Genomic DNA, 14,787 nt, shown 5'->3' on the forward strand with positions numbered 1-14,787 from the left:
CATGCCCGTGTCCCTTCCCGGCAAACCCGACCTGTCCGAGGCCGAGGTCGTCCTCCTGCAGCCGGTGACCCGCGGTGCCCTGTACGAGGCGACCAGCCGCGCCACCGGAAGCGGGGAGGCCAAGGTCGGCGTGGCCGTCCACGCCCCGGCGGCCAGGGTCGGTGCGAAGCCGCGTTCCACGCCCCCGCACCGGGCGCGGGCTGGGAGCCGGTGAGCGACGTGCACGCGGTGAACGCCACCGGCAGGCCGCTGCCGGAGCGGCACGTCGCGGTGATGGACAGGGTCGGTCTCGGGCTGACGGACGCGGCGATCGGCGCCGCACTGAACCTGACGGTCGACACCGTCAAGAGCCACCTGCACCAGGCGTACGACCGCTTGGGGACGGCGAACCGGGTCCAGGCCTTCGCCCGGGCATGGCAGTCCGGCCTGCTCACCCGTTCCGCCCCGGTGAGCGCTCCGCCACCCCTTACCGACGAACAGACGTTGATCCTCCGGATCTGGGCGGCGGGCGGGACCCGCCCCGACGTCGCCCGCGCACTCGAGGTCCGGGAACGTGCGGCGGAGCTCTACGAGGACGCCGTGCTGGACGCCTTCCGCACGCGCAAGCGCGTCGTCGCCGTCCGCCGAGCGCTGGAGCACCAGCTGATCGATCCGGCCCGGGACACCCTGGCCGACCTCACCACACCCATGGCGGCCGATTCGGGTCAGGGCCGCACCGGGCACCACCGGACGACGGGAGGCGGTGGTGCCTCCGGCCCCGTCGCCGCCGCGTCGACGGAGCCCGACCACCGCTCCGCCCCGCTGGAGCACGCCGTCGCGCTGCTGCGATCCGCGCGCGGTCTGGCCGTGCACCTCGGCGCGCTGGACTGCCTCCCGGACGTGCCCTCGCTGAAGCAGGTTCTGGCCGGAACCGCGCCCCGCGGTGCGACGCCGGCCGCCGTACGGCTGGTGCACCAGGCGCTGGCCCTCGGCGCCCCGTGCGCACTGGTCCTCCCGGCGGCCGCGGTCGATCCGGGACGTGCCGTCGAGACGGTCGGTCTGGGAGCGGCCTGGTCGTGCGCCGTGCGCCAGAGCGCGTACGACGGCACCGCCGCCTACGTGGAAGCCGCCCACCGCCTCGGAGTGCCGGCCGAGGACGTGCTGGCCGTCTGCACCGCCGACCAGGCGCCTGTGGCGGCGGCAGCCGGGGTCCGCAGGGTCCTGACGACCACGAGCATCGCGCTGAGGACGGAGCAACGGCGTGCTCCCCGGCCCGAGTTGAACGCGCTGGAGCGTCGGATCGCCGAGTTGGCCGCTCAGGGGCTGAGCATCCCCGAGATCGGCGTCCGGGTCCACACCGGGGAGTACCTGGTCCGAACCCGTCTGGCCGACCTCCGCCGACGCGCCGCTGCCGTCGACGACGCCCACCTGGTCGCGCGCCTGATCGCGGCCGAGCTGATCGACACCGGACGGCTGCGACGCGAACTGCCCGAGCACGTGCCCGAGCTGGACCAGGCGGGTCGGGCCGTGACCGTCCTCATCTGCACCGGCACGTCGGGCGAAGCCGGTGCCAACGGCATCGGGCTGACCCTGCCCACGGCCCGCGCGATCGAACGGCGGGTCGTCCGCGCACTCTCGTGGCGCGGCAGCCGCACCCACGCCGCAGCCGTCGCCGTGCTCACCGGCATCGTCGCACTGCCGCGGTGACCGTCTCCGGGATCCTGCCCGACCCCGGCCGGACCGGTGGTGTCGACCAGGCGCGAGAACCGGCCGCACCGTCGCATCCGGACGGAGGTCACGGACGGCGGGTTCGGGCCCGATGGCGGGCTCGTCAGCGTGCGCGAGAGGAACCGGGTGCCGGGGCACCTGAGCGACTGGCCTTCCGCAATACTCCCTGGTGTTCCCGCCCCGCTCAGAGCGGGGCGGGAACACCAGGGACGCGTCAGCCGCCCGTCGTCAGCAGCCGGTTGGCCAGGGCGTCGGCGAGGCGGTAGGCCTCGTCGGCCGAGAGGGTGCGGCAGATGGCGTCTGCCAGTTCCTCGACGTTGTGCCAGTCGACGTCGCCGAGTTCCGCCTGTGGGATGGCCGACGGCTGCTCGTCCACCGGGGCCACGGCCCGCTGCTCCGGCATCGGGAGAGGCCCGGAATTTTCCGCGGAAAATCGGTCGGTGCTCTGAACAGGCTCAGCGCTCGCGACCGAGTTGTGGAGAGCGGGCTCCGGCCGGGGAGCGGCGGGGGCCGGCATCTCCACGGCTGCCGGCGCCACCTCCGCGACCGGCTGAACTGCGGGCGCGACAGCGGGCTGCGGTGCGGGAGCCTCAGCCGGTGCCTTGGCGGCGGCCTTGGCCTCCAGCTTCGCTGCGCGCCTGGCGGCCACCGCGTCGGCGTCGGCCTGGAGCAGCTGCTCCAGTTCCGCCGTCTGCCCGGCCAGGGACATCGCCTCGATGCCCTTGACCGAACCGAGCCGGCGGGCGACGTTGATGGAGATGCCCTCCTCGCCGCGCGCCTTGGCCCGCACCTGGCGCTGCAGCTCGGGGTGGAGCTTCAGCAGGTTCTTGCGGTGCGAGATCCAGCTCTGGGACCAGCCCTCCGCCTCGGCCGCCTCCTTGGCGGTCGGGTACTGCGCCACGATGAGCAGGACCGCGTTGGCCTCCTCGATCGGGTCGAAGTCCTTGCGCGCCATGTTCTCGTCGAGCGCGGCCCGCAGCAGGGTCGCCTTGGACTCCGCCACCGAGTCGTCCACGACGACGAGCAGCTGCTCGCGCCCGTACAGCTCCGCGGCCGCCCGTCGGCGGTTGCCGTTGACGACGATGACGTCCTGCGGGCCCGCGCCCAGCGTCTGCCGGTCCTCCGGCCACAGCCGCAGGTAGGCGGCCGGGGTGACGGCGAGGCAGCTCTGCAGTTGGCGGTCCTTGATGCTCGCCAGGTCGGAGAGGTCGCCCAGCTCGTCGCGGGGGTTACGCGGGTTGGGCAGGCAGCTGGCGGTGGGGATCCACTTGGCCACCGGGGCACTGTTGTTGGCGCTGTCCACGCCGGGGGCGTCGACGACCGGGTCGCCGGCCATCGAGGCGAAGGAAACGCGACGGCCTGCCATCAGCGGCCCCCGTAACCGAGCTCGAGGGACAGGCGGAAGAAGTCCTCGCGGGCCCGGTAGGCGGTACCGCTCTCCTTGTACTGGGTGACGACCGTTCCCTCGGCCACCGCACGCGAGTGGATCTTGTACCGGCGCAGGACGGTCTTGGCGCGGGGCCAGCCCTTCGCCGTGATGTACGCCTCGGTGTCCTCCAGGTCGGCGCGGCCGTCCCGGGGGTCCCAGTTGTTGACGACGATCCGGAAGGGGATGTCCATCGGCTCGATGACCTTCTGGATGGTCCGGGCCGTCGGGTCGAAGCAGAGCGGCTCGGTGATCATCGGGACCAGGACGTCGTCCGCGATCTCCAGGGCTCGGCGCAGGATCTCCTCGTCGGCCAGGGTGCCCGGTGTGTCGATGAAGATGTGCTGGTACTCGTCCTTCTCACCGAGGACGTCGAAGGTGCACGCCGCGAGGTTGACCGTGGTGGTGGTCTTGCCCACGCCGCCCTTCTGGTTGGCGATGACGTGGATCTTCGCGCCGGTCTTCTTCAGGTGGATCAGCTGCTCGGCGTGGTCGTGTGCCGCCATGAAGTCGAAGGGCAGGTTGTCTCCCACCCGCTCGGCCCAGACGACGGCGGACCCCTGGGGGTCTGTGGACACGACAAGCACGGATGGCTTCATGATGTTCCGTTCTCTCCGTGGGCTTCCCGGGCGGACTGCCCGGTACTGCGGATGCCCGCCGCTCAAAGCCGTGGACGGCGGACGGGGAACAGCATTCCAGATGATCAGCCCGGAGCCTGACACGACCCGCGTGTCATGGAGCACAGAATGCGGGGCGATGGGGGCTTGTTTCCCGGAAGGCTCCCAATTTTCAGCCTTCGCACCTGTAGTGATGTCCAGGTTCCGGAGGGGGGGAGCTAATGCACAGAGTCATTTACCTCGAGTGTGTGGCGCGGATGTTGAGCACTTTGTCAGGCCGCGTGGCCGTGGCAGGATGTCTGGCGTCGCTTGATGGCGTGGAGTACGACGGTGGCCAACCGGCGTTCCTGCGCCGGGTCCTCTGTGGTCCCAGCAGCACCGTGAACCAGTCGTGGATGGTGTCGCCATCCCATCTCCATTGCTATCTCCCCGTTCGGCGCACGGCCCTGCCGGACAGGGCCGTGCGCCGCCACGGTGCCCAAGGCAGTACGAACGAGCGCCCGGTCTCCTGTCCGCCCACCGCCGACGCAGACAGCTGCGATGTCGCAGGCGCCATCTCCGTCCCTTCAAGGCCGCCACCGCCGCACCACCCGTGCCCCGCCCGGTTCCACGGCCCCGCCGCATTGTCCGCTGGATCATGACCGACCCCGCAAACCTGACAGCCGATGATGCCGTCGACCTCAAGGAGATCCAGGCCAGCTGCCCCGAACTCGACGCGGTCACCCAGACCCAGTTACCGGCCCAACAAGCGACCCAAGAACCCGACCGACAGGACCGATGGGCCCCGATGAAGTAGCGGTAAATCCGGTGGACAGCGTCGCGATACTGCCGTCATGGCCGTCACCCAGCAACTTGCCCGAGTCTCGGCGGAGTACCTCGCCGCCTGCCGTCAGTCAGCCGACGAATCACCCGACGGAGATCATCACTGGGATCCGCCGTCCGCGGACTGTCTGGATCTGGACTGGGCACCGGCCATGCTGGAGCGTGCCTGCGAACTCATGCGACTCGACGCTGTCCACCTGGAGGCGCTCAAGCGCGCGACCGATGGCGACAGCGGCATCGATCTGGATTTCCTCAACGCGAACCCACATGCGATCGCTTTCTTCAGCAACTCCACTCCGACGGCCCTCTGTCCAGAGGCAGTTGCCCGAGTGTCGGCACTGCTCGGAGAGATCGACATGCAGGCGATCCTCCAGTCGGTCCTGGACAGCGGCGCGGGATCCAAGCTCGGTTACGGGTTCATCGGCGATCCAACGGAGTACCTGCTGGGCCACTTCGGTGCGCTACGTGAGTTCTACGCGGAGGCGGCCCGGAGGGGCCTTCTCGTCGTCCTGTGGTGGGACTGACCCAGTAGGCCTCCTCGATCAGCCGACAGCAGGGACCGGGGTGGCCGGCTCAAGCCCGTGGGCAGGGCATGGGGAATTACGGGCTCTGGCGCTGATCTTGTGACGCTGCCGGTGTCGGTGGCAGCTGCGATTATGGCTCGCGTGTTCTTCGCGGAACTTCGAGGTGCTGTTCCCCCATCTCGCTGGTGTCGTAGTGGCGTTGGTCGAGCGGGCTGCGGTCGGTGTGGTGACGATGCGTGCGCGGGCCCGCTCGGCGGGTGCGGACTGTCCGCACTGCGGTAGTGCGTCGGGCCGGGTGCATGGCCGGTACATGCGACAGCTGGCGGATGCCGCAGTCAGTGGCACCAGTGTGGTGATCGAGCTGCTGGTTCGGCGGTTCAAGTGCCCGAACCCGGCGTGCCGGGCGGTGACGTTCGCAGAGCAGATCGCGGGGCTGACGAGCCCGCATGCCCGCTACACGCCACTGGTGCGTGAGCAGTTGACCTCGATCGCTCTCGCGCTGGCCGGCCGCGCGGGAGCCCGCCTGGCCGGGGTGCTGGGCCTGCGCGTCGCCAAGGACACCCTGTTACGCCTGATCCGCGCCACGCCGGAAGAATCCGTCGGGCAGATCCGCGTGCTCGGTGTCGACGACTTCGCGCTGCGGAAGGGCGACTCGTACGCCACGATCCTGGTGGACTTGGAGAGGCGGCGCCCGGTGGACGTGCTGCCCGGCCGGGATGCCGAACCGCTGGCCGCATGGCTGAAGGGCCATCCGGAAGTGGAGATCATTTGCCGGGACCGGGCCGGGGCTTATGCCGAGGGCGCCCGCAGCGGAGCCCCGCAAGCGGTGCAGGTCGCCGACGCCTGGCATTTGTGGCACAACCTCGGCGAGGCCGTGGAAAAGACCGTCTCTGCCCACCACGCCTGCGCTCGGACCGCGTACGAGAACACCGCACGGGCAGCCCCGCCGACAAGCGACGACATCTGGCTGACGCCACCGCCGCCGGAACCGGCTGCCGGGATGCTCGCGCGGGCGCGGGGAGGACTACTGCTCCTGGAGCTCCGTCAGCATCGGGAGCGGCTGACCCCCGCGCTCGCGGGGAGGACGCGACCAGCGGAGTGGATGGCGAGGGATGCTTCGGCTGACCCCCGCGCTCGCGGGGAGGACGACCTTTCGCGTCCTGGCACTGCCAGGTCCCGAGCCAGCGCTCGGTCTCTCCTGCCACCAGGCCGGTGGTTGCAGGATGGCGAAGCGTGTTTCTGGCGCATTGAACCCGTCGCCGTCAGCGGCAGATCCAGTAGCTGTCGCGGATCGGGTGCTTGTATTGCTCACCGGTCGAGCGAATCACCACGATACCGCCGTCCTCGTAGGAGACCCGGTCGCCCGCCGCGACGAACACCGGTCCGCGCAGCTCGACCTGAAATTCGGCGTGGAGCAGGAACTCGCTGAGCAAAAGCATCCGCGGGACCGGGGTAACCCCATCGATGTTTAGGCGCACGAACCAAGCATCCCGCACCCCCGAACGGGCCTTCGCTCAGACCGTCGCGCTCGCCGCCTAACGCTGTGATTGATCACGGGCCTGGGGCTCTAGCACGACGGGGATCTATCGCGCAGGCGTTCGGGTGATCTCAGCGGGCCCAAGTCCTTCTCGGCGCGGTCCCGCTCGAGCAGCGGCCAAATTCACCGAAGGGGCCGGCCATGCCCCGGACACCGGCTCGGGCAGGCGGCGCCACGGCTCGGACACCGCGCCCTCGACCAGGGGTAGCGGTCCCGGGTGAGCGTTGCCGATGCCGGTGGCACGTACTCGCGTTAGACTGAAAACACGGGTTGTGAATTGCGCCCGCAGGGGGTTTTGACGGTTGGATGACGCGTCATGGCTGCGCACTTCTCGATCGAAGCCTATTCCGATTTCGTCCGATCGGTTTACGAGGCGGACTTTGACAACTTCCGCTCCCGTTGTGAAACCGAAGTCGAGGATGCGGGTTCATTCGAGGAGATGCGACGTTATCTGATCGAACGCTATTCCGGCGTCGAATCGCCCTACTCGTTCATGGGTGCCGGGGGTGAGATCGTCGACTGCATTCCCGCCGAGCAACAGTCGTATGTGAGGAAGACCGGGCGACCTTTGCTGGCGCCGCCCGAACTGCCGCATGACGACAGTTTCTTCGGCGGCGACCGGCACGACGGACCTCCGGCGTTCGTCTCCGCACCGGGGCGCACTCCACCCCCGCCGCTGGGTCCTGCCCGATACGACCGCTTCGGTCATCAGATGCTGTGCCCGGACGGAACAGTGCCGATGGTGCGGATCACCCTGGACGACCTGACCAGAGCAAGGACCCTCAAGGAATTCCTCAGTGGTGGCCGGAAGGCAGGGCAGCACCCGAGCGGGACGGCCCAGCACAGCAGCAAGCTCTATGCGGACGCCTATGACCGCCGTGTCAACAACGGCGGTTCCAGCACCATCAACGTGTGGGCACCACAGGTGATCGGCCCCCAATCGTCGGCGGCGCAGCAGTGGTTCACCTCGGGCAGCAGCGCGGGTCCCTTCCAGTCCGTGGAATGCGGCTACCGTGCCGGTTTCCCATTCGACGGAAATCCGCGGCTTTTCGTCTTCTACACGCCCGACGGATACACTACTGCCTGCTACAACGACAGCCGCCCGGGCACCTGGAACTATCTGGCCGGTGCCCAGCACTACCTCGGGGCGGTACTGGACGCCTCCCAACCAAGCGGAACGCCTCAGGTGTACCGGATGGGGTTCTTCTTCAGCGGCAGCGCGTGGTGGTTCGGCATCGGCGGCCAGTGGATCGGCTACTACGCCGTGAGCCTCTTCGGCGACGGGCCATTGTCCGCCGGTGCGGCGAGCGCGGGCTTCGGTGGTGAAGTCGGCCCCGCGGGAACCGCTTTCCCTGCGATGGGATCCGGTCAGTTTCCCTCGGCTGGATATCAGCAGGCGGCCTACCAGTCAGAGATCATCATCGCTCTCTCGTCGGGGTCCGAGCAAGCCCTGCTGACGCCCAATCCCATCCCGACGGCGTGCTATGGCATCGACGTGCACAACACCTCGGGAACGGATTGGGGGACCTACATGTTCTTTGGCGGTCGCGGCGGCGTCGACTGCTGAACTGCGCCGGTGCTCTGTTCGGCTCTGTTCGGCATGGAAGGATCACTGATGAAAGCACCTCAGGAGCAGCGACACCATGCCGGGGCCACGGTGCGGGGTCTGCCCCGTGACGACTTTCCGGTCCGTGCCCTCGAGAACAGGCGCTTGTCGGGTCGTCAGCGCAGCGCACGCGCGATGGCGCGGGCGATCGGCTGGCCGGTGTTGGACTCGAAGTAGTTGAAGGCCGGGCAGGGATTGACCTCGAAGCAGTAGACCTCGCCGTCATCGGCCGTCATCAGGTCGATCCCGGCGAGGGCCAGACCCAGCTGGTCCGCGAGTTGCAGGCACCGCTCGGCGAGGTCGTCGGGCAGCTGGCAGGGGGAGAGTTCGGCCCGGCCTCCGTCGCTGCTGGCGTAGCGGTAGTCCACCCGGTCGGTCTCGATCCGGGTGGCGAACACCTCGCCGCCGACCGTGTGCACCCGGATATTGGTGCCCGCGATGTACTGCTGGAACTGCACCGGGCAGTAGTGGATGAGGGATAGCCGGTCGATCGCCTCCCGGTCGAGGAGCCGGACGATAGACCGGACCCCGCTGATCGACTTGTAGACCAGCTGACCGTGACGCGCCTTGAACTCGTGGACGAGCTCGGGGTCGTTGGTCACCAAGGTCTCCGGCACCCGGAATCCGGCCCGCTGGATCAGCTGGGCCTGGTGGGGCTTCGACGTATTCGAGGCCATCGCGCGCTCCCGGTTCATCACGCATCCCGGGGCGAGTTCCGTCCAGGTGGTCAGGGCCGCGTGCCAGGACGCGCACCTGCGCACCGTGTCCTCGTCCGCCTCGCGGATCTCGGGGAGTCTGCGCCACTCCATCAGCCGGATGTAGATGCCGGTGACGGTGGCGCAGTCGACGGATGCGCCGTTGCACGTCACTCGCCCCCGAACTCCGGTGCCAGTGACCTCCAGCTCGAATGGTAGGTCTTGGAAGCGCCGTTGGTGGAGCATCGTGTAGGGCAGGCCGAGTTCGGCGAGTTCGGCGGTGACCCTGGCGACCGGTGACTCGCTGGCGATGCCGCAGACGATGATCACGATGGGCCCGCCGACGGCCCGGTCGACAGCCTGGTGAGGTGGTCGAGCAGGCGGTTGAGGAACGCGTCGCCGGCCGGACGGAGGTCCGGCAGCGGGCTCGCCCCCGCGAAGACCCCTGGGCGCCCGTCATCGTGGCGGAGGTCGATTCCGAGCAGGTCGACCTCGGCGAGGCGGGCGAGTCGGATGTACGCCTGCTCGTCCTCGGCCACGGGTGCGCCGAAGACGTGCTCGCCGAGCACCAGGACGTCGCTGTGGCCGGGCGCGTCCCGTCGAGGTTCGGTGCTGGGGCTGCTGGAGATCCGGGCTGGTGGGACCGGCAGCCCCGCTCTGATCGCGAGTGCAGTCCACTCCGCGGTCGAGCGCCAGGCTCCGCACAGCCCGTACCCACAAGGGCGGTTGACTGAGACCGGGGCCAGGCAGGTGAGCAGGCTGAGCAGGAGCGCGTTCAGCTCCTGGGCGGCGTACACGGCATCGGCGTGTGTGGTGAATGGCAGGATCCCGAAGGGCGCGGAGGCGATCCGGTTGAGCACGCCGTCGATATCACGGCTGGCCAGGACGCGTCCGTCAGGCAGGACGAGCTCGAAGCTCGCGCCGAGCCGATCGACACGGTGCGCCGTCCTCGTGGAGGCGAGCAGGGTCTGCGGGGAGAGCAGTTCTAGCGGTTCCAGCCCGCGCTCGCGCAGCCCCTCGTGCGCCCACAGCGCCGCCTGGTCCGCCGGATCGCAGAGCACCAGCCACATCTCGCGCCTACCCTTCGGTCTGCCCCGGCTCGGGGTCCTCGCCCCTGAGGAAGCTGTCCGTCAGGTCTGGCCGCTGAGCCTCGGGGATGAAGTGCTCGGGCGACTCGCCGGGCGGGCCCTCGGGCGGGTGCTCCTTCCACCCGCGCTTGTTGTCCTCGTTATCCTTCTGGCCTTTGGCATCCGCGTCCTCCTTGGCATCCGCGTTATCCTTGCCGACGTCCTTGCTCTCTGTCTCCTTGCTCTCCTTGGACTTTTCATCACGCGACAGTTTCAGCGTGATCTCCTGAACTGCCGGATCATTGCAGTTCAGGACGAAGGTGGCGGTCTGCGGGTCTTTGCGGGGCTCGCCCACAACAGGGGTGCTCACGACCCGGAGGTTGTTGCACGCGTTGGGTGCGAGGCTGGTCGGGAAACTCTTCAGTTGGAAGCCCGCACCCATGTCCTGGTCGGCGTCACCAGCGATGTTCAGTACTCCGGTGCCGATGTTGGCAATCGCGATCAAGCGGTCCGTGGGCGGCCCATCCACGGCCACGGTCGCTTTTACGGTGGTGGTGGTGTCCATCACGACCCTGGGCAGTTGGGCGTCCGGGACGGTCTTTGCCGAGGCCCAGACGAAGCCGAGTTCCTGCGGGTCGGTGTTCGTGATCCGCGCGCTCCAGGTACGGTCGTCCGGTTTGGATATGTCGAGCGTCACCGTGAAGACGTCGTTGGGATCCCTGGTCCAAGAGGCGGTCGCGACCGCGGTCCCGGTCTCGTCGGGGATGGAGGCCATGGCGGGTGCTTGCGGGACGGGTGTGATCAGCCCGGAGCCCGCACGGAACTCGATGTCCGGCGCCCGACCGCGTAGAGGTGCGCAGTTCGGGCCGATGGCCACCACCAGCAGGGCCCAACTCGTGGCCACGGGATCGACGTCGAAGTCGACCAAGCCGCTGGTGGCCTGGTGCGCAAGCCTGAGCTGGCCAGTGTCAGGAAACATATGATATGGCATGATCGCTCCTCTTGCCGCGGAGTCGGGCGCCGTCCCTCACCATGTTCCGAGTGGTACGACGTCGACGAAGACCGGTCGTCCGGTTCCGTCGCCGTTCGCGGGAGCGGGCCGGGTCTCGAATTCCCGGACGACGAGGCGCTGGGCCTGCTGCCCGGTGTCGGGAATGCTGATGGTGCCGGCCTGCCCAAGGACGGTGGTGGCCGTGAGGACTGTGGACCAGCCCGTGACCCCGTCCGCCGCCGTCACGCCGGCGTCCCGGACCTGGAGCTCGGTCCGGACGGTATTCCCCGGGGCACCAGGCCCGCCGTCCAGGACGACACTCGCCAGCCCCGCGCTCCGGGTGATCGTCAGCGTCCTCTGGGGCGCGAGTTGGACGGGCTCGGTCAGGACCACCTGCGACACGCTAGGGACGCCGGTGAGGGTGTACGGCTGGTAGCGGGCCAGAGCGAGCCGGACGAACGGGAAGTAGGACGCGGACGCAACCGGGGCCAGGTCGAGGTCGGCGAACCAGCGGTCCCCCTCGGCGTCGAACTCGACCTGGTACAGGGCGGCGTCCAGCTGGCGCTGCAGTTCAGGCAGGGTCACCTGGACCCTCGCCGTGGCGTCGACGTTGATCTGGGCGCTGGTGAGGACGGCGGGCGGTGCCCCGGTGTCGCGGATTGGGTCGCGCCCGGCGACTCCGACGTAGCGCAGGGCCTCGGCGGGCGCCGGCCCGGCAGGGAAGGTGAGCACGGCCAGCTTTTCTTCGTCCCCCGAGACGAACCAGGGCCGTTCGAGGAAGACCCGCAGGCCGCCGCCCTGGCGCAGCCGGGTGAGTGACTGCTGGCCGTCGGTGGTGCGGGTCCAGCGGAACGATGGCATGCAGTGGAGGAGTTTCGGGGTGGGTGGCCGGACTGAACTCGGCACGTCGCTATCCGTGGGCTTCCCGGTGACGGTGCAGGCGCAGGGGTCGGAGGCGAGAACGCGTCCGAAGCAGTCCTCGAACCGGGACACGGCCGTCACGGTGTAGCTCACGTGGTGGTGGCGGGTGTCGCCGAACTCCTGGCGGATCACCGGGAGTGCTTCCCTGGGGGGCAGGTGCTGGACCTCGTAGGAGCCGACGTGCGCCATTCGCTTTCTCTTGCCCGGTTTGGCCGGCGGACTGTCGACGACCAGATCGGTCCACTCGGCGTGGAGGTCGATCCGCCCCGTGCTCGGGACGTCGATCGTCAGGCTGTCCGTCCCGAGGACGGTGTCGTGGTCACCGGGACCCCGCTGGGGTATCAGCGGCCCGCTTGGGTCTGTCAGCGGCCGTTGCACCGCGTGGACCATGGTGACCGTTCGCGGCGGCGTGATCAGGCGGTTCCTCCCGTGGACGATGTCCTGGAAGGCCTTCGCGTGCTCGTCGTTCGGGTCGACGCCCTGCCACTTCGCGATGCCGAGCAGCGGGACGTCGTCGAACGGCAGGCACGACGGGATGTCAAAGGTCACCTGCTCGGCCGGGCCGAGCGTAACTGTGAGGTGGCGCTGGTGGGGGTCCAGCGTGCTCACCGTGCAGCCGGACGCGACCGCGTCCAGCCGCATCGTCACGGGCTGGAGGTCTGGCCAGGCGCCCTGCCAGATGGCGATCACGTCCTTGTCGGGCGGGACGATCGGCCCGGGAAGGCCATTCGGGCCAATCGGCCGGGGGCGTGCCCTTAGGGTGATGTAGGCGCCACTCGGGTCGGGCAGCCAGGGCAGCGCCACGTCGGCCTCGGGTACGACGACATACGACGACGGCACCTCCGGTCCGGCGGGGACGGTGTGTGCGCCCTGGACGACGGTGAGTTCGTTGTCGGCCAGTTTGGCGACCTCGAAGAGCCGGCGTACCTCCGCGTCGGCCACGGTGGGACCCAGCGCGCTGTCGAACTTGCCGTCGTATTGCATTGCCAGGGCGAGCGAGCACTTCGGCGGCATGAGGTGTCGCAGGTCGTACGCACGGTATCCGTGGAGGGTCGCGTAGTCGGCCGCCGAGATGCCGCGGTCGCTGCGGATGACCATCCGGTCGTGGCCGTCGCCGCCGTCGAACTCCCGGGTCGGTACGAGCTCGGGTGGCGGCAGCGGCTCGAAGCGGTAGTAGACGGCAGGGTCCGTCTGCTGCTCGGTGGCGCCGACCTCCTCGGCGCGCAGGCCTCCTCCGGCGAGGTCGGCGATCCTCACCCGCAGCCGGTAGCTACGGCCGAACCGCAGCCGCGGCAGCGAGCCGGCGTCGCACTCCACCACCGTTTCAAGGACTGACGCCGTCGGCACCGGCATGGTGTCCCCGGTGTCGATGGTCCGCTCGGGCCGTTTGGCCACCAGGCTCCAGCCGTCCCAGCGGGCAACGATCTGGTGCAGGTACAGCACGTCGGCCTCTCCGAAGCCGGTGACCACCGGGCCCGGCCTCAGATAGCCCTCCTCCAGCAGACCGTCGGGCAGGAGCGGAACGCCGCCGATCGTGTAGTGCACCCGCCGCCGGCACAGCGAGTGCCACCTCTTGCGCTTGTCGTCGAACACATCCACCCGGTAGCCGCCCAGGAGGGAGTCTGCCAGCAGGGCCGACGCGAGCAGGCCGCTCGGTGTGCTGCGTTGCTGCGCCCGCTGGAGCTGCTTGTGGTGCTCGTTCTCCCGCTCCCGGTCCACCAGGGCGAACCCCATCGAGTGCAGCGCGGGCAGGGCTCCGGCCGGAACTGGGGAGGTCTCCCCGGGCAGGGCGGCCGACGACGCGTCCGACCGGGCCGTGCTGACCAGCCGCAGGGCGGCGCCGTCCACGTCGAAGGGCATCAGCTCGAACCGGGTGTTCCCGGAAGGCGCCAAACCGGTGCCGGTCAGCGGCAGAAGGCCGTTGGCCAAGCCGGTGGAGGTCGGTCCGTCGACGGAGACCGGCACGAAGCGCGTCCCGGTCAGTGTGTAGGCGGTGGTGGGTGAGAGGTCGGTCTGGGTGGCTGCGGTCCAGCCAGGCGGAGGATTCGGGTCCGGGCGCCACCGCGGCACCGCGCTCAGCTCCGCCGGGTGCGCCGCGTCCACTGGGGCGAGTCGGGACACGGGCACGGCGAGGTCGACAAGCAGGCCGAGCGCGCGCAGGACGAGGGGTTGGTCGATCAGGTGTGCGATGGTGACGTGGAACTCGTTCTCGGTCGCGGGCGTGCTCCGGCGTTCCGGCGCGGTGAACTCGTGCGGGCCGCGCCGGTAGAAGGCGTAGGCCTGCGCGAGTTCCGGCTGGTCTGCGAGAGCGCGCGTCTCGTCGGCGCCGGGTGGCAGCAGCCCGGGCTGCCACTGATCGCTGATCGACCGCAGCGCGGCCCGCAGCCCGGCGTGGCTCTCCGGCGCCGCTCCGTGGAAGGCGGCGTGGGCCTGGGCGGTGGCCGTGTAGATGTTCCGGACCTCCGTGCCGGCCTGGCCAGCCCGGAACACCCGGGGGTCCCGTCCGTCGAAGGAGACCGCCTGGTACGGCTTGACCGGCATTGCGGCATCGAACAGCGCTTCCCAGACGGCGATTTGCCGGGCCGGTGTGAACTGGACGGCGCTCCCGTCGAGGGCGGTGAACGCGACAGGTGAGGACGGGATCGTCTGACGGCCGCGGAGGACGTCGAAGGGGTGCATCGCGTCGAGCCGCTGCGGCCAGCTCTGCATCCCGAAGTCCGCGACGGTGAGCGGACTTGCGTCCGGGCCGAGCAGGCGCGGCGTCAGCAGCACCGACAGCATTGCCATCGGCTCGGACTGGCCGGGGACCGGCACCACCCGGCCGGCCGGAAGCACCGTCCAGACGAACTGCCTCTCCAGACTGGTCGACGACAT

At 69.5% G+C, this 14,787-nt stretch carries 11 protein-coding genes and 1 pseudogene; 5 read left to right on the plus strand and 7 right to left on the minus strand.

Annotation, left to right across the window (positions count from 1 at the left end):
* Position 1: 1 nt before the first annotated feature.
* Positions 2-214, plus strand: coding sequence for a hypothetical protein (locus ACZ5OX_RS31290; RefSeq protein ID WP_465634651.1), 213 nt, complete (start codon positions 2-4; stop codon positions 212-214).
* A complete protein-coding gene (locus ACZ5OX_RS31295) occupies positions 211-1,686 on the plus strand; it encodes a response regulator transcription factor (RefSeq protein ID WP_465634652.1) in 1,476 nt (491 codons plus the stop codon). Before ACZ5OX_RS31290 ends, ACZ5OX_RS31295 begins: the two co-directional genes overlap by 4 nt.
* 235 nt (positions 1,687-1,921) lie before the next feature.
* Here the strand turns inward: ACZ5OX_RS31295 and ACZ5OX_RS31300 are convergent, their stop codons facing one another.
* Both ACZ5OX_RS31300 and ACZ5OX_RS31305 read right to left on the minus strand, forming a co-directional pair.
* A complete protein-coding gene (locus ACZ5OX_RS31300; protein ID WP_465634654.1) occupies positions 1,922-3,073 on the minus strand; it encodes a ParB/RepB/Spo0J family partition protein in 1,152 nt (383 codons plus the stop codon).
* A complete protein-coding gene (locus ACZ5OX_RS31305; protein ID WP_359902473.1) occupies positions 3,073-3,711 on the minus strand; it encodes a ParA family protein in 639 nt (212 codons plus the stop codon). Before ACZ5OX_RS31305 ends, ACZ5OX_RS31300 begins: the two co-directional genes overlap by 1 nt.
* Before the next feature lie 872 nt (positions 3,712-4,583).
* Between ACZ5OX_RS31305 and ACZ5OX_RS31310 the strand changes: the two genes are divergently transcribed.
* The gene (locus tag ACZ5OX_RS31310) at positions 4,584-5,096 is read left to right on the plus strand and encodes a DUF1877 domain-containing protein (protein WP_465634655.1); all 513 of its coding nucleotides are present in this window, start codon (positions 4,584-4,586) and stop codon (positions 5,094-5,096) included.
* Between the two features lie 232 nt (positions 5,097-5,328).
* A pseudogene (locus tag ACZ5OX_RS31315) lies at positions 5,329-6,006 on the plus strand (ISL3 family transposase); the annotation flags it as partial.
* Positions 6,007-6,358: 352 nt separating this feature from the next.
* On the opposite strand, the gene ACZ5OX_RS31320 reads toward ACZ5OX_RS31315, so the two are convergent.
* Positions 6,359-6,574, minus strand: coding sequence for a hypothetical protein (locus ACZ5OX_RS31320; protein ID WP_465634780.1), 216 nt, complete (start codon positions 6,572-6,574; stop codon positions 6,359-6,361).
* 375 nt (positions 6,575-6,949) lie between these two features.
* Here ACZ5OX_RS31320 and ACZ5OX_RS31325 point away from each other — a divergent pair, with 375 nt between their 5' ends.
* The gene (locus ACZ5OX_RS31325; RefSeq protein ID WP_465634657.1) at positions 6,950-8,200 is read left to right on the plus strand and encodes a neprosin family prolyl endopeptidase; all 1,251 of its coding nucleotides are present in this window, start codon (positions 6,950-6,952) and stop codon (positions 8,198-8,200) included.
* A gap of 155 nt (positions 8,201-8,355) precedes the next feature.
* On the opposite strand, the gene ACZ5OX_RS31330 is transcribed toward ACZ5OX_RS31325, so the two are convergent.
* The 4 genes from ACZ5OX_RS31330 to ACZ5OX_RS31345 are packed head-to-tail and all read right to left on the minus strand — an operon-like array spanning position 8,356 to position 14,787.
* Positions 8,356-9,264 carry an ATP-grasp domain-containing protein gene (locus ACZ5OX_RS31330; protein ID WP_465634658.1) on the minus strand — a complete coding sequence of 303 codons (909 nt, stop codon included), beginning with the start codon at positions 9,262-9,264 and terminating at the stop codon, positions 8,356-8,358.
* Positions 9,261-10,004: a hypothetical protein gene (locus ACZ5OX_RS31335; RefSeq protein WP_465634659.1), complete on the minus strand. Its 744-nt coding sequence runs from the start codon at positions 10,002-10,004 to the stop codon at positions 9,261-9,263. The genes ACZ5OX_RS31330 and ACZ5OX_RS31335 overlap by 4 nt, the downstream gene beginning before the upstream one ends.
* 7 nt (positions 10,005-10,011) lie before the next feature.
* Positions 10,012-10,992 carry a hypothetical protein gene (locus tag ACZ5OX_RS31340; protein WP_465634661.1) on the minus strand — a complete coding sequence of 327 codons (981 nt, stop codon included), beginning with the start codon at positions 10,990-10,992 and terminating at the stop codon, positions 10,012-10,014.
* A gap of 36 nt (positions 10,993-11,028) precedes the next feature.
* Positions 11,029-14,787 carry a hypothetical protein gene (locus ACZ5OX_RS31345; RefSeq protein WP_465634662.1) on the minus strand — a complete coding sequence of 1,253 codons (3,759 nt, stop codon included), beginning with the start codon at positions 14,785-14,787 and terminating at the stop codon, positions 11,029-11,031.

Source organism: Kitasatospora sp. NPDC032121 (genome assembly GCF_055580145.1).